This window comes from Pseudomonas atagonensis (assembly GCF_011369485.1).
In the GTDB taxonomy this organism is placed as follows: Bacteria; Pseudomonadota; Gammaproteobacteria; order Pseudomonadales; family Pseudomonadaceae; genus Aquipseudomonas; species Aquipseudomonas atagonensis.
Genome location: NZ_VXCA01000025.1, coordinates 315,107 through 335,179 on the forward strand (window position 1 = coordinate 315,107; position 20,073 = coordinate 335,179).

Sequence of the window (20,073 nt, forward strand, 5' to 3'; positions counted from 1 at the left end):
CCTCAGGTCAGATCGCGCAGAGCGGCGTCGAGGGTTGGAAAACGGAATGTGTAGCCAGCCTCGGTCAAGCGCTTCGGCACCACGCGCTGACCGTCGAAAAACAACTGCGCCATCTCCCCCGCCATTGCACGCAATGGCGCGGCGGGAATGTGGAACCACACCGGACGCTTGAGGACCTTGCCGGCCTGTTCGGCGAACGCGGCCTGACTGACCGCTTCGGGCGCCACAATGTTGTAGGTGCCACGCAGACTGTCATCGTTGAAAGCCCGCGCGATCACCTGAAGCACATCGTCGCGATGCACCCAGCTCAGGATCTGCCGACCATCGCCCATGCGCCCACCGAAGCCCAAGCGGAACGGCATCAGCAACGGTGTCAACGCACCGCCGGGGCCGAACACCACGCCGAGGCGTAGCACCACGTGACGCACACCAAACTCGGCGGCCGGTTGCGCGGCGGATTCCCAACGCGCACAGAGTTCGGCCATGAAGCCATCGCCCTTGCTGGCGTGTTCGTCGAGGCTTTCGCTGGCATCGCGTACGCCGTAGTAGCCGATGGCCGAGGCTTGAATCCATAGCGCGGGTTTGTGCTTGGTATTCTTCAGCCAGGTCATCAGCGCTTCGGTGGTGCCGACTCGGCTGGCGAGCAGTTGCGCCTGACGCTTGGCAGTCCAGCGTGGGCCGGCGACGGGTGCGCCGGCGAGATTGATCACTACGTTGAAGGTTTCGTCGTGGCTGAGTTCGCTGAGCGAATGCACACAGCGGGCTCGGCCGTTGAACAGATTGGCCGCATTCAACGGATCGCGCGTAAGGACGCTGACCGAATGGCCCGCGTCGAGTAATTGATTGACCAAGGCTTCACCGATAAAACCGGTGCCGCCAGTGATCAGCACACGCTTGAAAGCTCCGCCGGCAAACGGGTTGGATTGGCTCGGAGCCTTTACTGAAGGGTATTTTCGGCGGTCATGGCGATACAGCCAGAACAGCGGCGGCAATAACACCAGCAATGCAAAACCGTCGAGCCACAGGTGCGACCAGACCTGCTGTTGCGCCGAGAGCCACATATCCTGCGGCGCCCATAACAGGATGCCGGCGCTCAACCAGCCCCAGACTGCCGGGGCTTTCAAGCGATTGCCCAAGTGCACCAGCGCGAGCATGTACAGCGAATAACTTTGCAGCGTCGCGCCGAACAGCGCGAGCCACCAGACCTGTTGTTCGTGGCCGGCGGCGGGTACTGCGTCGGCGCCCCAGAATGCGAGTTCGAGGGTGTGCAGATAGCCGTCGAGTAATCCGGAATGACCGGCCCATGTCAGGGTGAGGCCGGCAAGTATGTGCACGATTGCGGCGGCGTATAGCCAAAGCACGAATGCTGGGCGAAGCGAGGTAGAGGGGGCTGGCATTCCGTGTCCTGAGCGCATTCCTTGGGGGTGGGGAGTTTAAAGGAAAATCGTCCGGCTTCGGGGGCTGTCAGAAGCAATAACTGGGTTTGATTTCAGTGGTGGAATTCTTCTTCAGATGCTCCAGACCCAAGTTCGCGTTTTCGTAGCCCTGGGCGAGAGACAGTTGATAGCAGGCCATGGCTCGGGAGGGGTCTTTGGTGCCCCACTCGCCGCTCGCGAAGGTCGATCCCAACTTGCTGATCGCGACGGCATTACCCATTTTCACAGCGCCCATCAGCGCTTGCTCTGCGAGTGCGGGATCTTTGCAGGGCCCGTCGAAGGTAAGCTCGTTACCGTCACAGTAAAACTCGGAAAGCCCCATCGCACCGTTGGGCAACGTAGTGGCTGCTGCTTTGAATAAAGACTCCAGCGTGTCCGTCGGCACCTGCGGCGCCATACCCGAGAGACTCAGAATGGCAGCTTTGTAACTGGCAAGTGGGTTTCCAGAGCGTGCTGCGCACAACAGGTTTTCCAACGTGGCTTCAAACAATTCGACCGTGAGCGGTTGATCTTCCGGAGCCCCCAATGCTTCGAACGCCTCGGCACGTTGGTAACAGAAATTCTCTTCCTTGCTCAGCTTGGGCTTGCTCGCAACGATCAGATCTTTATTACTGATCGACCAGTCTTCAACGCCTTCAAGCACCCAACAGGCCTGCCGCGAAAAGTTGAAGACTTTGACGTGGCTCCAACCTGCGCGCTTATCCACAACGATGGAATGGCTATCGTCGAGTTCTTGTATCTTGACTCCCAGAATCTTGCGGGAGGGGATGGGTGCCATTAACGGATAGCCCAACTCGGCCCCCTTCACACCCGTAACGATCGGTTCGAAACGACCGGCTTCGGCTGTCGGTTTCAACGCGAGCGATTTGACCGTCAACGCCGTAAACCTGCGCTGTGATTGGCCATCGGCAGAAAATGCTGCAAGGAACGGCATGAAGTCGTCAGATGGGCACGCAACGCTTTTATCGGATGACTGCTCAGGTTGACCAGGCGCAATCTTGTCCAGATACGCCGAGCGCTCACGACTCATTCTGGCGATGCACGAGTTGACCGCGAACACATGCGCCGGCATCCCCGTCTCGATCTCGAATGCCTCCAACGGACAATTCGCATCGCGCAATTTCAGCCACGCACGTTGCGACTCTTTAACCTTCGCAGCGTACTCCGCGCCCAATGCCGGATCCGCTCGATAGTCAGACTCAAGTCGCGTCATTAGCTGCTTGTAGCTGACATTCAACTGCGTATCGGCAGCCTTCTTCGCCGCCTCCGAGCAGGGCACCATTTCCAGGCTTGAGGTGACATGGCTGCAGTCGTCCTGCGCGTACACCGCCGAGACGGGGAGCAACAGCGAGGCCAGCAGGGTAAAAACAAAACGGTTCACGGTGTTCTTCCTTGAGTCATTCAGAAGTTATAGATGTCTAGTCGGGCAACGAGAAACACGGCTTGTCACGCATTAAAGCGCGAGAACATCAAAGACGTGGATATGATTGGGCCATACAAAATGCACTCTTTCATAGAACTGCCTTTTGAGTTACTTAAAATCAACCACCCTATCAAGATAGCCTTTTATCAAGCCCGCGTTAATATAGGGAAAATGTTGCTCCTCGCCTTCTTGATATCCTTCCATCCCACTTAAATTCTTATCGAACCTGACAAGCTTGTTCACGGCCAATTTGTCTTCAGCGGTTTCTTCATAACCATAAATCTGATAAAGGGTTCCGTACGTTCCAATCCCCCTGCTTGTAATCTCCCAGGAAACCAAAACTATTACGTTCTTTTTACCCCTTACTGGGTAAAAGAAGATTGATTCAATTTTTGGATCAGAGCCTGCCACATCATACTTATCAACAAGGCTTCTACCTTCTCCATTATTGCTGCCGACAACATCAAGAACCAAAGAAATCGGATACTCTGCACTCTTTACCTTTAAGAACGAAAGTTCCCCTCCCTTTATAAGGTTAGTTTTATACGGTCCCTGAATCACTTCACCCTGAAGGTAGTCTACATCTTGCGCACTGCTGGAGCTCACCAAAAAAAAGACAACAACAAACATGTAAAAATGAAAAATACTGGATCGCATTTTGATTGATGCTCGCGAGGTAGCTATTGCTTGAAATCAACATCCCTATCACACGAAAGATTTCGAACACACCCAATATACCTGCCCTGACTTTTAAGTTATGAATATGGGGGCCAGTCCATGCTCTGCCTCTGAAATGTAACCCGCCCCCACTCAACTCATTACCCGCCACTTCGCTCGAAAGCCTTCGCAGGAATAAGCTTTGCTTTTCCGGCTTTAGTCATCAGGTCAACATAACTCTTGTAATAGGCGGCGGATCGGGACTTATCCATTTCCCACAACACATCCGCAATATTAAGTTTCAGGACAACTCTGTCAGGAAAACTGTTTTCGACCTGCGCCAATATCTGATAAGCCTTGTCGTACTCACCCGCCTGTGCCAAAGCATAACCAAAATCATTGTAGGCAACGACGGTAGAAGACCCGAGAGGATAATCCGACTTCAACTGTTCCAACCGTTCAGGACTCAAGTAAGACTTAATAGCATCATAATCCATGTCCTTCAAACGGACTAAAACAATGTCATGCGCCAACACCAGAGAGTCAGCAGCTTTGCCAGATTCAATTTCAGTTATTTTTTCAATGGCAAGCTTACGTTGCGTATACCAAGCATAGCTGTTGCCGCCGTCCTCAAGGCTACCCTCATAGGCGGACAAACTCTGTGAGATCGTTTGTATTTTCTCGAGTGAAGTCAAGTCGCTCGCCGTGTAAACAAAGGTCTCAAACTGTTTTCCATTCATTCCGATACCCGAATGCTGAACAGGCCATACACACGTAAACAAAAAATATGGTTTTTTGCCTTTAACCGTGAAGGCGTCATTCAGTTCGGCGTCACCGCCCTCAGGTTCACAGGCATCTGGAATTTCATGGCTCTTTCCATTCAGATCTATAAGTTTTCCCTTTAGAGTTTGCCCGCGAGCGCCTCCGACCGTTTCGAGCTCTACTTTTCTAGCCGTGTTGAAAACAGGATCCAAGGTATAGACCTTACTTTCCGCCGATGATACAGCCGAATATCCCAAAAATAGACACAGAATAATTTTCTTCATTAATTCAGCTCCGACTCGACCATTCCACGAAGATTATTAAACAAAGCTACCCTTTCAGCCAAACCGATCGTTCCGCCGTTCACCTTCGTGGAAACATCGGCTACGTGGAGAGAAATATTAGCTTCCGTTCGGGTCGCGTAAGAATTCGCGATAAAATTATTCATCCTGTTTGGTGGAAATGGGACAGACCACGTTTTTCTGATAATTACTAAAAACGTGATCTGTTCCCATCCCTACTATTGGTCGTATCAACTACAGCTTTCTCGAGATTTAGCCGACTGTGGAATACGTCCACCCTTTCCGTTTTTTGTCATTTTAGCGATATATTCTTTATAAAGCGGGCACGCGTCGGACTTCATACCTATATCCCAATACGCATCTGCCAAATTCAATATTGCAACGACTCTCTCCGGGAATTTTCTATGAATCTCCTTCAAAAGCAAAGCAGCTAAAACGCTATTTTTATTACGATACAAATAATAGGCATAATCATTTAGCGGCCCGACATTATCATCGGACACTATCAAAGCCAGCTCATACACCAGCTCCTGGGGAATGCTCCTTCTTACTTTATTACCGCCATCATCGACCCCATAAAACAACTCTCCTTTTTCGCCCTGAGGAAGCTTACCAAGGATGTATTTAAAATCTTTCCTGACTTCTACAAGCTGAGCCTCATCATTCAAAGAACTAAAATTAGGCCCATTTTCAGAGAACTGAGAAAACAGCGTGCAACACGCTATACGCTGAACATCAAACTGCTGCGGAAACAAAGCTTCAATTGGTACCTTCTCACCACCCAAGGTATACTTTTCATCCCTACTGGGTTCAACCCATGTAGATTTTTTATAGAGTACCCAATCTTTCTGCGCAGAGCTCCATCTAAAACTATACTGCGTAAGATCAGTATTACGAGTATAAAAATCCAGCAACAACGAGAATTCGCCTGGGAGATAACCTACTGACAGCCCTCCATCTCCAAGTTCAAAATCCCCTGAAACTGACTTGTCGCTCCCGCCTATATCGATAGTGATTCGCGAAACTGTACCGTCATCCTCGAGCGGGCTAACACTATACGAATCGCAGACTCCATCCCCATTTAGATCAGCCTCGCAGCTAGAGTTTGCACTTGCCACTGTTGCCATGAACACGAAAACAAAAAAAACTGCAATTCTCATCATAATGCCCCCCCAAGTGCAAGGATGCGGGTAAATGGGACGGTAAAGGTAAATGGGGACAGACCACGGTTTCACGCATTTCACCCGTTTTTCGGATCATTAATAAAACGTGGTCTGTCCCCATTTCATTATTCAGGTGAGATAGCCATTTTCAGAGTAGATCCATTCAGATAAACGATCGCTTCGCGACCGTTAACATCGATAGGCGTAGGATTCTGAATCATTCCTTCATCACTGGCCCTCGCAATTTTCGTTAGCGTCTTATCCGCAACATTGGCACGCCAAACAGTTTGATCGCCATTCTTGAAATAAAACGTCGGCCTTGATTTGCTCCAAATTGGATTATAAATATTCCAACCAGCATCCGGCTGACCAACCGGAGCTATCGTTTCATACCCTGGGGTATGCGAATAATACGCTTGCAACTTTCCATACTCACCACCCCAGCCGAATGTCAAACCACTCACAGCATTTTCATCAGTATTTGGCCACTGCTGAAACAACAAACTGCTTTCAACCGGCTGCAGCTTGGAGCCGAGTCTATAAACCATCCCCCGCAACTGATTTTTCGAAAGCTGCTGCCGATAGTAAAACGACCCATCCAGAGTTCCCGCAAACCTTTTGCCTTCGTCGTTCGAACCCAAGCTCAGAGCACCATCAAAGCCGATATCTTTCGCAATCGTGTGCAGAACTTGCCTGTCATTGCGATCAACATACTCATAAAGATTGCCCCTGTACGCAATCATCTCTGGATCAAAATGCCCCTCAAATACGATGACATGCAACATGCCTGAAATTGTTTCGGCGGAGATTACAAATCGTTCGACAACCCCCTTTTCATTCGGAAGCCATGCTAAGTCAACGACTTTCCATGAGCGCTCAGACTGCGTATATGGCTTATCACCCAACATCAACTTAATATCTTTCTGGGTCGGCCTAGGCGCAATAAAGATCGGCGACAGAAACTGTATCTGCTGAGCATAAGCATCCTCTAAGCACTCATCTGACTCACAAGCATTACGCTCCGACTCCAGCCAATCGCTTTCGATTATTTGAAAAGCCCGTCGACTCTTTAACGGCTTGAAAAACTCACTCAATTTTTCATCCATTATGGACAAAGATGGAGAATTACAAATTTTCTTTTCTACGTCCGTTGAAGCCTTACCGCAATCGAAACTCGCGGAATGCGCAACCGTACTAAAAAGCAAACAGGCCAACGATAAAATCCCAGAAATTGGAAATATGTTCCTCATTGATTCAGCCATTAATAAAGTCCCAACGGGTGATACAAATTTCAAATGTTAAACCTTTCGGAGCGCGACAAATAAGCCCTTCCCATCGCATTTCGTCGGGCTACGCTAGCATTGACCATAAAGAATCAAGGCGTGGAATATAGCTAGACAAGGAGTCGGATTGAGCCAAACAATATCCGCTCCCTTTTATTGCCAGGATTATCTTAAACTATTTAGAGCCGATCACTTTATCAATATAGATCTTTATCAACCCTGCATTAACATAAGGGAAATGCTGCTCCTCACCTTCTTGATACCCTTCCATCCCACTCAAACTCTTATCAAACCTGACAAGCTTATTCAAAACCAATTTATTCCCCGAACTTTTTTCATACCCATAAACTTGATAAAGGGTTCCGTACGTTCCAATTCCTCTGCTCGTGATTTCCCAAGAAACCAAAACAAGTACATTTTTCTTACCTTTTACTGGGTAAAAGAAAATCGACTCGATTTTTGGATCCGAGCCTGCCACATCATATTTATCAACAAGGCTTCTATTTTTTTTATTATCGGCACCAACAACATCTAAAACCAGAGAAACCGGAAATTCTGCGTTCCCTGTCTGTAAGAAGGAGAGTTCCCCTCCCTTTACAACATTAGTTTTAAACGGGCCCTGTATCACTCGCCCCTGAAGGTAATCTACATCTTGCGCGCTGCTGGAGCTTGCTATAAGAAAAACGAAAGCAAACATGCAAAAACGGAGCATAGCAAATGACCTCTTAGTTGATATTCATTAGTGCAGCAAGGGCTTGGTATCTATTGTTTCTGTCCGTATACCCGTTCTGACCGCCGTTCACCATTTGTGTTACGTCAGCCACACTGCCTGCCTTGGCGACTTCGCACAACTTCGTGCCTCCCTGTCCGGTTTTGGTAAACCAGAAGACAAAAGCGGACTCAACACCATATTCGGTTGAGGAAATCAGCAGATCTGGATTGGCCACGAAATCCTGAATATCCGACGGATTTCGCTGATTATGCACATTAGTAAACCGTTGATACTCGGATTTTCCGGTTACCTGTAGCATGCCACGGCCACGATATCGATAGCCGTCTCGACTAGCCTCATTGCCATTACCCATTCGATCCGCGTAAACGTAACTGGCAAGATTTTCAGCGTTCATCGCGTAATGACTTGTTTCGGACCAAAGCTTGCTTCTCAACACACCAAAATCGCAGCTATCCGTTTGCTCATTATAGCCATTCACATTGTTATGCCGTCGGCACCCATAGGTTTTCTTCATTTGTCGGGCACTATAATTCAAGCCCTCTTCAATAATCCTGAATTGACTTTCATGACCAACTTGGGAAAGAAAATGCGCAATAGCTTTAGGTTGCTCAAGCTTATACGCCGCAGCATACTTATTGAGATACGGCAAAATACTCGAATGATGTGCCTCCGCCCCTGCTGGGTTAGCAGCCCTAAGCATTTCCAAGGTAATCAGATCACGTGGAGCAGTGAAATTTCCGATAAGTGCAATCGGGTGAACATGCCGAACATTTGTATCACTGGTAATTCCATGTTGTCCGACAAGTTTGTCCCACCAGCTCAACTTCTTAATTCTTGCCTTTTCTTCAATCCATTCATTATGTGGCTCTGACTCACTGTGACCCATCAATTCATCAAGAGAATCCCATTTTTCCTGTTTGAATTGCCACTCGTTTTCATAGCGTGTAACCATCTGAGAAATCGGCTGTGCGAACCATGGTTTGCTCAAAGCCTCCTTTATTTCCGAAGGCGTGAGCTTTTTATCACCGTTTCTGTCTAGAATTTTATAAAGGTTTTGCTTTGTAGAACCCTCTTCGGCGTTGCCGATATTAGGCTGATAGTTAACTTGCTCTTCCTCACTAAGACTTTCCTGTGCATGAAGAAACGCGGCCAAATGATCTACGTTACTCCCTGCCTCATCTATAAAGCTAAAACCCTCCCACTCAAACGGTGAATGGCGTGACAACGCAGTATCTGGCTCTGCAAACCAACCACTGATTTCATTCCCTTCAGCATCCCCCAGCAACCCATCCAGACGCCACCAAAGCGTATAGGTAGTGGTTCCACCCATCACAACAGGAACCTTTATCTTTTTTTCAGCGGGCAGCGCTTCCAACACCCCGACTGGGATAAAGAAGTCATATCCAACCTTTTTGTGGGGATCGGTCACTTGCGGAGGTGTAGTTGCACTCATTCCTTGCGTGTGAGTGACCAACGCGCTGCCTTTCGGAATTTTGACCAGCGTTTTTCCAGCGGCAGGCATTCCCGCCGCTTTTTCTTTACTCAACTCGGTGAATGCCTTTACGTCTTCGCAGCTAAAAACCTCAACGTGCAGCAGATTTTTTGGGGCCGAATCCGAATGGTTCTGATATTTGCCTACGTGCCCGATCAGACTCCCCGCCGTAATCGGAAACGGCGTTGTCAGAACATGCACAGCGTCCTTTGCGGCCGGCTCACTTTTGCCTTCAAGGTGCCCCTCCCAGACATACCCAAGCACCTCGGCAGGTGCCAGCGGAGGAACAGCATTCCCGCTGACGATCTCCAACAGTTTCTGGTACTTGCCACGCGTCCCGTCGCTGCCGACTCTGACTTGCGTGCCGTGGGGCAAAATGGCTTTAGCAGCGCCTGACTGGCTTGCAGAAGCGCGAACAACGAGACCTTTTTGAGGTGGATCCATCGGGTCTTTTGCAGAGGTGCCAATGACGTAAGTGTTGGGTGTCGGACCCACCGTCATTTCTCGTTTGAAGACCCAGCCTGCACCGGGCAGAAGATCGGTGTTAGCCGGCGTGACGCTGACCACTTTGAGCCAACCATTTTGTTCTTCGCCCGTCTCGACCACCGTACCCCGGTTCAAAACCGTCAAGACGGTTGCGTACCCCGGCTTACCACGCGGTTCCTGACGAACTCGCAAACCGAGGATTTCGTCGTCGGCCGTTGTTTTGACCTGTAACGCACCACCCCCCCAAAAGGCTGGCCTTGGCAATGCCGGAGTTTCTTCGTAGTTCTTCCACTGCAATAAATGCATGTAAAGACTGAAAAACGTCAGACCGGGACCTGGTGTTGGTGCCGCTGCGGCCGATCCTGCTGGAGCTGGGGATGCAGGCTGCACCGGTACCTCCAAACGGTGTTTGACCAAAACAAAACCAGTCGAAAATGCAGACTCAACCGTACCGTAGACGGATTTCGGGTAAGCGCTATCAATTCGATAAGCAACTACTTCGCCGTCGGCGATGCACCTGACTTCGGTCAAATCCTGCACCAATCCCGAAGCCTCATCGAAATGAACGCCACCATGCCAAAGACCATTGGCTCCTAAAGGGTAGTAACCATCTTTGGCTTTGGCTAACGCCTTGTAGAATTGCTGCGGATCTGTCGCTTCGCCGGTGCCCACTTTCAGGGGATACGACCATTTTTGAATTTTGTTCGTTGTCTCTGTCATGACCAATTACCTGAATTCTGATCCCTGGTGGCTTGGATTGCCGTCGATGTCTTACCCGGAAAAATTGAGCATGCGCTTCGGTTTGCGTTTGACCTGTTCCTCAGACGCATTCAACAACGCCTGATCCATCAAACTCCCCGCCTTATCCTTATCCGCCGCCCCCGGCAGCACCGGCGGTTTGATCCCGATGCCAGTGCCCGACCCGGCCGAACCGCCGGCATTGATCTTCACCACCGGCCCAACCACGGTCACACCACCGCCATCCAGCTTGATGAAACTGCCACCGCCGAGAATCGTCAGCTCGGAGCCGGCCTCAATGACAATCTTGTCCCCAGCCTTGAGGTGAATCTCTTTCCCCACGCTGGTCAGCTGTGCCGTGCCCAGCTTCACATGCTGGTTCTGCCCGACCGTGAGGTGGTCATCCACCTTCGCTTCAACCTTGCGGTCGGACACCGTGGTGCGATGTTCTTCGGCCTTGAGCTCGGTGTAGGTGTTCTTCACCACCGTATCGTGGCGTTCGTTGCCGACGCGGATCTTCTGGTCGTGCTCGACGTTTTCATCCCAATCGCGCTGGGCGTGAATGTAGATCTGCTCGGCGCCTTTCTTGTCTTCGATGCGCAGTTCGTTGTAGCCACCGCCACCCGGGGAGCTGAGGGTTTTGAAGACGCTGCGGGTTTTGTTCGCCGGTAAGGCGTACGGCACCGGGTTTTCCTTGTGGTACAGGCAGCCGGTGACCAGCGGTTGGTCGGGGTCGCCTTCGAGGAAGGTGACGAGGACTTCCATGCCGATGCGCGGGATGGAGATGGCGCCGTATCGGTCGCCGGCCCAGGAGCTGGAAACGCGTAGCCAGCAGCTGGTCTTGTCGTCGGCCTGGCCTTCGCGGTCCCAGTGGAATTGCACTTTGATGCGGCCGTATTGGTCGCAGTGGATTTCTTCGCCTTTGGGGCCGGTGACCATGGCGGTCTGGCTGCCGAGCACGCGCGGTTTCGGGTGTTCGAGGGCCGGGCGGTAGAACACGTCCCACGGGGTGGCGAGGAAGGTGTTGCGGTAGCCCTGGTGGAAGTCGTCTTTGTTGTCGGTGGTGTCGCTGGTCACGCCTTCTTCGAGGACTTGCGGCTGTTTGCCTTCGTGGAAGATTTCGGTGAGCAGCCACAGGTCGTTCCACTCGCTGCGCGGGTGGTCGGACATTTCCATGAAGTGGCCGCTGACCAGTTTGGTCTGGTCGCCGCGACCTTCGGCCTGACGGTAGTCGGCGCGGTGGCGTTCGAGGGCGCGCTGGCTGAGGAACTTGCCGCGTGCGCGATCAATGAAGCGACCCGGGTAGTCATAGTCTTCCAGATCCGGTTCAGTGCTCTCGCCGTCAGGCTTGTACGCGGCTTCCATTTGCAGGCGCGGTTTTTCGAAGTCGTAGTCGCGACGGGTGACGCGGCCGGTACGGGTTTCCAGGCGCAGCTTGAAGCCTTTGATCACCGGTTCGTCGGCGACCATGCCGCTGCCCTGCACATAAGCAGTTGGCTGGCCGAGCTTCTGGAATACGGTCTGGTCGTCGCCGAACACCAGCAGGTGGCCTTTCGGGGTGTGCTGGAAGTGGTAGTGAATGCCTTCCTCTTCGCACAGGCGCTGGACGAAGTGCAGGTCAGTTTCGTCGTACTGAACGCAGTAGTCGCGATCCGGGCACGGTTGGCTGAGCTGGAAGCTGTAGGCGTTGCCTTTGATGCCGTGCTCTTCGAGGATCAGCGCGATGATTTTCGGCGCTGACATCTGCTGGTAGATACGCTGGTTGGTGCGGTGATGCAGGTATTGCAGTTGCGGCACCATCGACACTTTGTAGCGGGTCAGGCGTTTGCCGGCATCGCCCTGGGCGACGCGGTAGATCTGCCCGCGAATGCCCGAGCCCTGTGGATCGAACGCGAGAAATGCCTGCTTGTGCAGCAGCTGTTCCAGGTCCAGGTCAGGGTTTTCGCTGACCAGTTCGAGGTCGAAGCGAAACGGCTGGCTGATGCCTTCGGTGCCGGTGAACGACAGCACTTGCAGGTCGCCGACATAGTCTTCCACCGTCAGGCTGAAGTGGGTCTCGTTAGCTGAGTTGAACATTGTGTGCTCCCTGTTCGAATGTCATCCGTTACGCCCGAAACCGCAGACGTTGCAGCCAGGATGAAGTGGCGCCCAAGGCGTCACGCAGTTGTTCGGCAGTGATGGTGCGCGCTGCCGCATCGAAGCTCAGCGCCGTTTGCAGCGCTGGCCAACAGTATTTCGGTAAGTTTTTCGGGGCTTGCAGTTCGCGCTCCAGGTGCTCGTCGCGGGCCTGGGTCGAGGGCAAGCGGCGGAACGGGTGTTTGCCGCTCGCCAGTTCATAGATCACGCAGGCCACACCGTACACGTCCGCGCTGGCCGACAACGGTTGGCCCTCAAGCAGTTCGGGGGCGGCGTAGCCCGGGGTCCAGGCATTGAAACGCTCGCGGCTCAGGTGCGGCAGACCGGGCAACACGCCCTCCTCTGCCTGACCCAGGCCGAAGTCGAAGAGGCGCAGGCCGTCTTCGCTGAGCATGACGTTGCTCGGTTTCATGTCACCGTGCAGCACGCCACGACCGTGGGCGTAGGCCAGCGTGTCGAGCAGCGGCAGCGCGATGTCACGCAGTTCTTTCCACGGCAGGCCGAGGGGCCGCTCGCAGAGCAATTTGTCCAGGGTCAGGCCACGCATGTATTCCATGGTGATGAAGGCCCGCTGGCAATCGGTGTCGACTTCAAAGGTGTGTGCGCGCACAACGTTGTCGTGGCGCAGGCGTCGGGTCAGGGCGAACTCGCTGTAGAGCAAGGCACTGGCGTCCGGCGATTCGGCAAATTCTTCGCTGAGGATTTTCAGCGCGATGTAAGGGTCGGGATCACCAAACTGTTCGTGCAGCAGATCCCGCGCCCGGTAAACGGCGCCCATGCCTCCGGCCCCGAGCAAGCGCTCAAGGTGGTAGCGACCGGCGAGTACATCCGGCAGTGCACCGATGCTGGCCTTGGTCGGCGCCAGCAAAGGTTCTGCTTTGTTCTCCTTGGCGAAGGCGAAGTAGGTCAGGTTGTTGGCCTGCTCTTCGCTCATCAGCAAGTCATCGATTGGCGATTCGATCTGGCTCATTGGCGGATCACCACGGCAGTCAGGTTGTCGCGCGCGGCGCCGCGCAGGGCGCCGTCGAACAAACGTTCCAGCGCCACGTGCGGCGCGCTGAGGCTGAGGGCGTTGCCGAGGGCATCGCTGCTCAGGCCCTGATACAAACCATCGCTGCAAAGCAAAAACGCATCGCCCGGATACACCTCGAGTTCCAGCACATCCAGGGTCAGTTGTTCGGCGGCACCGACGGCCCGGGTCAACGCCTGAGCCGCCGGGTGCGCTGCCGCTTGTTCGACGCTCATTTGCTGTTCGTCGATCAGTTGCTGCTGCAGCGAATGATCCTTGGACAGCTGATACAGCCGCTGCCCGCGCCACATGTAGCAACGGCTGTCGCCGGCCCAGATGCAGGCCGCGCGATTGCCTTCCACCAGCAGCGCCACGACGGTGCTGCCCATGATGCTGTCGTGACGCCCGGCGGTCACCGTCAACTCCTGCCCCAGACGCCGGTTCAGCCAGTGCAGGCACTGGCGGATGGCTTTGAGGCGTTCGTCGAAGTCCTCGTGTTGCGGCAGTTCAGCCAGACTGGCGACGATCAACTGGCTGGCGATGTCGCCACCCTGATGACCGCCCATACCGTCCGCGACCACCCACAGCCCCTGCTGTGGCGAGTCGAGGAAGGCATCTTCGTTGCGCGCCCGCACCTTGCCCGGGTCGGTGCGCGCCGCGCTGCGCCAGGTACTGGCCAGCAGCATCAGAGCTGCACCGGCATACGGAAGGTGCGCAGTACGCCCATGTCGAACGGGTTCGGCGTGCGCTGGCTGGTCAGCAGGTAGTTGGCGCGCAGGCCGCCCACGTCGGCTTTCAGCACCAGCACGTCGCGACCGCTCAGGTACTCGGTCTGCATCAGGTCGAACAGGCGGAACAGCGACCATGGGCCGGAGTTTTTCTCGATGCCGATCGGGCGCCCGGCCATTTTGTCCATGACCAGACTGGTACGGCCATCTTCAGCATCGGTCGGCCATTTGAACGACATTGGCAGGATCGGACCGTGGCGGTATTCCATGGTCTTGTCGCCGAACTTGAACTCGGAACGGCTGACCGCCGGATCGAGGGTGTACGGCTCCAGTTTGAACTGCACGGTCGGCTCGGCCGGGTTGATCGAGAAGAAGCTCTGACGAATCGTCAGCGCGGCGGCCATCTGATCGAGGTAGACCTTGGACACCGGCAGGCTGTGACCGTCGACGCTGCGCATACGGTAGTTGCCCGGATCACCGCTGACGAACGGACGCATGTAGCTGTCGAAGAAGCGGTCGACGGTGCCCTGAGCCCGGAAGAACTCGCGGAAATCGCTGATCGCCACGTCGCTGGTGCTTGAAGCGCTGAACGGATAACGCTTGCTGATGGTTTTGCCATACACGCTGTACAGCTCGTTCTGATAACGACCGTTCAGGTATTGGTAGGCATCGTTGAGCACCAGACGCCACGAGTCTTCGGCCAACACGTTGAACCACACGCTGAGCGGGCGCGGCAGACGACTCGAGGCATTACGCAGGTTGGTCAGCGCATCGCGCTGGCCGCTCATGCGGGTTTTCGCCAGTTCGAACGCGGCTTGCTCCGGCGTGCTGGAACGGGCCAGGCCGGCCAGTTGCAGTTGCAGGTCGTTGAGCGCACTCAGCGCAGGGGTCAGATCCGCAGCTGGGCCGTTGTTATCATCGAGCAAACGATGCAGCGGTTCGAAGCGACGTTGCAGCGACTTCTTGGCGGTGTCCGGCAGGTTTTTCGCGACGTTCATCGCCGAAGCCTTGTCCGCGACCGCAGACGCCAGTTTGCCGACCTTGCCCAGTTTGCCTTTCTGCCCGGCCAGTGCATCGGCAGCATCACCGGCTTCGTCAACCGGATCGGCGGCTGCCGGGAAGCGCGTGTTCTCGCGTACTTCGGTAAGCAATGCCAGCACCGGCGAGTTGGCCGAGGTCAGGCCCGCCAGTTGCTCGGCGCCTTCACCGGCGTCGCTGATCGGCGGCAGTGCAACCTGGCCAACCGCTTCGCTCCAGTAGTTGGCGTAGTCGCGGAAGTACAGTTGCTCCAGTTCGACCATCAGGCGACGCAAGTCCATGTCGCTGATGCCCGCGCCTTCGCCCAGCACCCAGTTGTCACGCAGGATATCGGTCACCAGCGCCGAGCCCTGAACCGAGAAATACTGCTGATAACCGGATTGCGTGTAGAACCCCGGAATCACGTATTCGGTGCCGATGAACAGCGAGCCCTGCGGGCCAAGGTGCTGGCTGAAACGGTATTCCGGCAGGTTGCGTGCCTGCTCGCGGAGCATGCGGTAAACCACGGTGGCCAGCGATTCGGCACGCAGAACCTGACGTGCCTGCGTCACCAACTGATCGTTCAGCGGGTAGATGAACGGCTGCTTCAGCAGACGCTCCAGATGCGTGCTCAAACCATTCTGCACTGCGGTGTTGCCGGTGTAGCGCTGCGACCAGTCAGTGGCGACCCAGTCTTTGAGCCAGGCCGCATCACGTCGATCCTTCATGTTCAGCATCAGGTAGGCGCGCAGGCTGTTGATCAGCTTTTCGCGGTCCTTCATGTTGGCGCGGATCTGCCCTTCGAGCATCGTCGCGACCCGTGGTAGCAGTTGCGCTTCAAGCTCGCGCTCGTAGGCTTGCTTGACCACCGGATTGACGTCTTCGCCCTGATACAGACCACCCCGTTCGTGGTACGAAACGTCGCCCTTCTTCGGGAACGCCTGCGTTGCGGCGTAGCTGGTGTCGAGGGTTTTCAGCACGCCCATCGCGTCATCGCGCGGGGTCAGTGCCGAACGCTGCTGAGTCCAGTTCTGCGCCAGCGAACGGAGGTTTTCCAGCCGCTCGTAGTTGGCCGAGAAACCGCCCGCCCAGAGCATGCCGAACAATGCCAGCGCCGCCAGTGCGCCGACGTACAACGCACGCTGTCCCCAATGAATGCGGCTGCGTTCGCGCTTGTCCAGACCGGCCAGATCGGCCTCGGGGAAAATCACCTGGCTGAGCAGATGATGAATGAAGCGCGAGCGACCGCTGCGCAGGGTCGGCAGTACACCGGCATTCAAGCCGAGGCTGGCGCCAATGCCGGCGGTGGTCGCGTCCATTTCCTGGGTCAGGTGCGGTGCGCTGGTCAGGTAGAAACCGCGCAGTTGCGTTGCACGCTGGTAACGGTTGCCGGTGAACGCCATGTCGACGAACAGGCACAGGCGCTCGCCGATCTGCCCCAGTTGATGCGGGAAGTCGAGGATGCGGCCACGGCGCTGGGTGTCGCGCTCGGAGTGCATGCGCATGATCACTTGGCTGTTGAGGCGACGCAGCAGTTCTTCGAACTCGTTGCGCAGCACCGTGACGTCGGTGCCGACCTGTTCCTTGCGGAAACTGGTGCCCAGCACTTGATCGCTTTCTTCGCGGGTCAGTTGATCGAAGAACTCGTCGAAGCCCAGCAGCTTGTCAGCCTTGCTCAGCACCAGATACACCGGCACGTCGACGTGCAGCTTCTGATAAACGTCTTGCAGGCGCGCACGCACCTGGCGTGCCAGGGCGTCGATGTCCTGCTCGCTGCCGCCGGTGAGGGTTTCCACCGGAATAGTCACCAGTACGCCGTTCAACGGACGGCCGCGACGACGCTTGCGCAGCAGTTCCAGCAAGGTGCGCCAGGCACTGCCGTCGACTTCGGCGTCCGCTTGGGTCATGTAGCGCCCGGCGGTGTCGATCAGCACGCCATGGTCGGCGAAATACCAGTCGCAGTGACGGGTGCCGTGGGTGTCGCGGGTCAGCTTGCGGTCGATCTTGTTGATCGGGAATTCCAGCCCGGAAAAGTCCAGCAGGCTGGTCTTGCCGCTGGCCTGCGGGCCGATCAGCAGATACCACGGCAAGTCACTGCGCCAGCGCTCGCTGCGGCCGCGATACAGGCTCGAGGTCTTGAGGGTTTTCAGCGCGTCCTTGAAGCGTGCCTTCAGCTCTTTCTGCTCTTCGTCGATCTGTTCTTCGCGACGAATGCGATCCTGACCGTCCTCGGTTTCTTCGACGGCTTTCTTGCGGATACCCGCGCGCCAGCTGACGAAGACCATGGTCAGGCCCCAGATCAGGAACAGCACGGCGATGGTCAGCAGGCGAGAGGTCGGGCTCTCCCAGAACTTGTAGTCATCCACCGCCAACAACGGGCCGACGAACCACACCAGCAGCGCCACGAACAGCACCAGCAGCAAGGTCCAGACCCAGGTCTGGCGCAGGAAGGCGCCGACTTTCTTGAAAAACTTTTTCATCACACGTCCCTGTTTACGGCTGCGACTGCGGTTGCACCGCGGCTGGATCGATCGGCTGATACGGTTGCAGAACGGTGTCGCGCTGCTCGCCCAAGACCCAGGCGAAGCCCGAATACATCACCACCAGGCAAACGAATGTGAACAACACCACCATCCACGCCGGCACGATGCGCACCAGGCTGCGGCGCTGGTCGTTGAGGCCTTCCCAGTGCGGCGACAACTCGCGCGGCACGTCGCCACGCAACTGACGGATCTGCCGGTACAAAGCGTCGCGAATGCCTTCGAGTTCGAGCATGCCGCGTGCCTGCACGCGGTACTTGCCCTCGAAACCGAGGGACAGGCACAGGTACATCAGCTCAAGCATCGGCAAATGCTTGACCGGGTTTTTCGACAGCCGATCAAGCAGCTGGAAAAACTTCTCACCGCCGAAGGTTTCGTTGTGAAAGCTGCTGAGCAGGCTCATCTGCGACCACTCGCTCTCGTTGCCCCACGGCGTGGTCACCACCGCTTCGTCGACCACGGTGCAGAGCACGTATCGCGCGGCCATGACCTGGCTGCTTTCGGCGCCGTTGTGCAGGGCGCGCACTTCAAACAGTTTGAGCCCGGCGGTCAGGCGCTCGTTGAGCGCGTAGAGGTCTTCACGGGTGTCGCTGTGCTTGAGGCGCACCACTTCCGAAAGCAGCTCGGAAGACGCCGCCACCAGCGAGTTGAGGCTGATGTTGAACGCCTCCGCCGGGCGCACGCGCGCGGCGTAGATCATGCGTTCTTCCAGTTGCTCGAAGCGCGGTGGCGCGGCGAAGTCGGTCAGCGGACTCGACGCCGGTCCGTGGCCCTGACGGTCGAGCAGGACCGTTTTGTCGTCCTGGCTGTATTCCGTTTCCTTGATCATGTCGGTCAGTTCCTGATGGCCCAGAATTTCAGTTCAAGCTCGGCGAATTCGCCGGACACGTGGAACGCGAAGCCGCCGGAGCGCTCGAGTTGCGCCAGGTCTTCGGAACTGAGTTCGAGGATGAAATAGGTTTTGTTCGAGTGGAACGCGATCTGCCGCGGGGCCACCGGCAACGGTTTGACCTTGATCCCCGGCAAGTGCAGGTTGACCAGTTGGCGGATGCGCTCCACCGGGCCGACCTTGAGGTGCGCCGGCAAGCGGTGGCGCAGTTCTTCGGAATCGCAGTTGGCACTGGCTGCCAGCACGAACGACGCCGAGCCGAGCAGTTTGTGATCGTGCAACGGCGACACGATGATGCCGTACTGACGCGCTTGCAGGATGAGCTCGATGGCGTGCTGTTCAAGCACCATCGACAGCACCTGACGAATCGCTTCCATCAGTTTGCGGAAGCTGCCGCCCTGATCGGCGTGGGAGTAGCGGCTGTCCAGACGCGGGCGTTTGCTCTCGCCGGAGAACGTCGCCAGATCGCCGAGCATGGTCAGCAGCGTGCGGTACAACTCTTCCGGGTGAACCTGCTCCAGGCCCAGATAGTGGCGCAGCAGCAGTTCGGTGCGGTTGATCAGTTGCAGCATCATGAAGTCGCCGACTTCCGCGCCGCCGACCTTGCCGTTGGAACGGATCCGCTCAGCAATCGTGTCGCCACGATGGTTGAGCATGCTGATGACTTCTTTCAGGCACGACAGCAAATAGCTGGAGGCGTGGGCCTGAATGTAGGTCGGCACGAAATCCGGATCGAGGCTGATCACGCCGTCGGGCGTAGTGTCGAGCACGTCGCAGATCTTCAGCTTCACGTAGGCCTGATCACTCTGCTGCTCGCCGAGCAACAGTTTGAAATCCGGGCGACCGCAGCTGACCTGGCTGGCGGAGTCGTCGCCGGCGTTGGAGTCAGCCACTTCGGCGTCGTATGCGGTGTAACGCGCGAGCACGTCGGATTGCTCCGGTCGGCGCGACTCGATGTGGTTACCGGTGACCAGCGGCAGCGCCAGATAGATCGGCGTATTGCCGGTGTTCGGTGGCACGTCCAGCGCCAGTGGTTCGGTGTTGCCGCCGAGTTCGAACAGGCTACCGTCCGGCAAAATCCCCGAGGCTTCACTGATCACCAGTTTGCCCATGTTGAGGAACTGCAGGTCGATCTCCAGATTGAGGAAACCCCAGGTGTAACCGCCCAGCAACTGGGTGCGGGTTTTCATCTGGTGATCGTAATAGCGATCGTTGTGCTGGAAGTGCTGTGGACGCAGCAGCATGCCTTCCTGCCAAATGACTTTATGGGTATTCATGA

14 protein-coding genes are annotated in these 20,073 nt (G+C 55.5%); all 14 read right to left on the bottom strand.

Annotated features, from left to right (window positions below; translation table 11 throughout):
- Window positions 1-2: 2 nt before the first annotated feature.
- On the bottom strand, window positions 3-1,397 hold the full coding sequence (locus F2P67_RS17065) for a TIGR01777 family oxidoreductase (protein ID WP_166221864.1): 1,395 nt from the start codon (window positions 1,395-1,397) through the stop codon (window positions 3-5).
- 67 nt (window positions 1,398-1,464) lie between these two features.
- Entirely contained in the window at window positions 1,465-2,817 is a 1,353-nt protein-coding gene (locus F2P67_RS17070; protein ID WP_166221866.1) for a lysozyme inhibitor LprI family protein, read from the bottom strand.
- A 150-nt stretch (window positions 2,818-2,967) separates the two neighbouring features.
- The gene (locus F2P67_RS17075) at window positions 2,968-3,516 is read right to left on the bottom strand and encodes a hypothetical protein (protein ID WP_246226514.1); all 549 of its coding nucleotides are present in this window, start codon (window positions 3,514-3,516) and stop codon (window positions 2,968-2,970) included.
- A gap of 161 nt (window positions 3,517-3,677) precedes the next feature.
- Window positions 3,678-4,562, bottom strand: a complete 885-nt coding sequence (locus F2P67_RS17080; RefSeq protein WP_166221868.1) for a tetratricopeptide repeat protein — start codon at window positions 4,560-4,562, stop codon at window positions 3,678-3,680.
- Window positions 4,563-4,810: 248 nt separating this feature from the next.
- Window positions 4,811-5,740 carry a tetratricopeptide repeat protein gene (locus tag F2P67_RS17085; RefSeq protein ID WP_166221870.1) on the bottom strand — a complete coding sequence of 310 codons (930 nt, stop codon included), beginning with the start codon at window positions 5,738-5,740 and terminating at the stop codon, window positions 4,811-4,813.
- Between the two features lie 128 nt (window positions 5,741-5,868).
- Window positions 5,869-7,005, bottom strand: a complete 1,137-nt coding sequence (locus F2P67_RS17090; RefSeq protein WP_166221872.1) for a lysozyme inhibitor LprI family protein — start codon at window positions 7,003-7,005, stop codon at window positions 5,869-5,871.
- A gap of 196 nt (window positions 7,006-7,201) precedes the next feature.
- On the bottom strand, window positions 7,202-7,723 hold the full coding sequence (locus F2P67_RS17095) for a hypothetical protein (protein WP_246226515.1): 522 nt from the start codon (window positions 7,721-7,723) through the stop codon (window positions 7,202-7,204).
- 28 nt (window positions 7,724-7,751) lie between these two features.
- A complete protein-coding gene (locus F2P67_RS17100) occupies window positions 7,752-10,457 on the bottom strand; it encodes a hypothetical protein (protein ID WP_166221876.1) in 2,706 nt (901 codons plus the stop codon).
- 51 nt (window positions 10,458-10,508) lie between these two features.
- Complete coding sequence (locus F2P67_RS17105; protein WP_166221878.1) at window positions 10,509-12,551, bottom strand: type VI secretion system Vgr family protein; 2,043 nt, start codon at window positions 12,549-12,551, stop codon at window positions 10,509-10,511.
- 28 nt (window positions 12,552-12,579) lie between these two features.
- Window positions 12,580-13,581 (bottom strand): serine/threonine-protein kinase, encoded by a 1,002-nt coding sequence (locus F2P67_RS17110; protein WP_166221880.1) that lies wholly within the window; start codon window positions 13,579-13,581, stop codon window positions 12,580-12,582.
- Window positions 13,578-14,306 carry a PP2C family protein-serine/threonine phosphatase gene (locus tag F2P67_RS17115; RefSeq protein ID WP_166221882.1) on the bottom strand — a complete coding sequence of 243 codons (729 nt, stop codon included), beginning with the start codon at window positions 14,304-14,306 and terminating at the stop codon, window positions 13,578-13,580. The genes F2P67_RS17110 and F2P67_RS17115 overlap by 4 nt, the downstream gene beginning before the upstream one ends.
- A complete protein-coding gene (tssM, locus tag F2P67_RS17120; RefSeq protein WP_166221884.1) occupies window positions 14,306-17,845 on the bottom strand; it encodes a type VI secretion system membrane subunit TssM in 3,540 nt (1,179 codons plus the stop codon). Before tssM ends, F2P67_RS17115 begins: the two co-directional genes overlap by 1 nt.
- Before the next feature lie 13 nt (window positions 17,846-17,858).
- Window positions 17,859-18,734 carry a type IVB secretion system protein IcmH/DotU gene (gene icmH / locus F2P67_RS17125; protein WP_166221886.1) on the bottom strand — a complete coding sequence of 292 codons (876 nt, stop codon included), beginning with the start codon at window positions 18,732-18,734 and terminating at the stop codon, window positions 17,859-17,861.
- Between the two features lie 5 nt (window positions 18,735-18,739).
- On the bottom strand, window positions 18,740-20,071 hold the full coding sequence (tssK, locus tag F2P67_RS17130) for a type VI secretion system baseplate subunit TssK (protein WP_007920300.1): 1,332 nt from the start codon (window positions 20,069-20,071) through the stop codon (window positions 18,740-18,742).
- Between the last annotated feature and the right edge of the window lie 2 nt (window positions 20,072-20,073).

What these genes read in the sequence shown, in the direction of transcription:
- F2P67_RS17065 (WP_166221864.1), bottom strand. Translation starts at nt 1,397, where the DNA reads ATGCCAGCCCCCTCTACCTCGCTTCGCCCAGCATTCGTGCTTTGGCTA.
- F2P67_RS17075 (WP_246226514.1), bottom strand. Translation starts at nt 3,516, where the DNA reads ATGCGATCCAGTATTTTTCATTTTTACATGTTTGTTGTTGTCTTTTTT.
- F2P67_RS17080 (WP_166221868.1), bottom strand. Translation starts at nt 4,562, where the DNA reads ATGAAGAAAATTATTCTGTGTCTATTTTTGGGATATTCGGCTGTATCA.
- F2P67_RS17085 (WP_166221870.1), bottom strand. Translation starts at nt 5,740, where the DNA reads ATGAGAATTGCAGTTTTTTTTGTTTTCGTGTTCATGGCAACAGTGGCA.
- F2P67_RS17090 (WP_166221872.1), bottom strand. Translation starts at nt 7,005, where the DNA reads ATGGCTGAATCAATGAGGAACATATTTCCAATTTCTGGGATTTTATCG.
- F2P67_RS17095 (WP_246226515.1), bottom strand. Translation starts at nt 7,723, where the DNA reads ATGTTTGCTTTCGTTTTTCTTATAGCAAGCTCCAGCAGCGCGCAAGAT.
- F2P67_RS17100 (WP_166221876.1), bottom strand. Translation starts at nt 10,457, where the DNA reads ATGACAGAGACAACGAACAAAATTCAAAAATGGTCGTATCCCCTGAAA.
- F2P67_RS17105 (WP_166221878.1), bottom strand. Translation starts at nt 12,551, where the DNA reads ATGTTCAACTCAGCTAACGAGACCCACTTCAGCCTGACGGTGGAAGAC.
- F2P67_RS17110 (WP_166221880.1), bottom strand. Translation starts at nt 13,581, where the DNA reads ATGAGCCAGATCGAATCGCCAATCGATGACTTGCTGATGAGCGAAGAG.
- F2P67_RS17115 (WP_166221882.1), bottom strand. Translation starts at nt 14,306, where the DNA reads ATGCTGCTGGCCAGTACCTGGCGCAGCGCGGCGCGCACCGACCCGGGC.
- tssM (WP_166221884.1), bottom strand. Translation starts at nt 17,845, where the DNA reads ATGAAAAAGTTTTTCAAGAAAGTCGGCGCCTTCCTGCGCCAGACCTGG.
- icmH (WP_166221886.1), bottom strand. Translation starts at nt 18,734, where the DNA reads ATGATCAAGGAAACGGAATACAGCCAGGACGACAAAACGGTCCTGCTC.
- tssK (WP_007920300.1), bottom strand. Translation starts at nt 20,071, where the DNA reads ATGAATACCCATAAAGTCATTTGGCAGGAAGGCATGCTGCTGCGTCCA.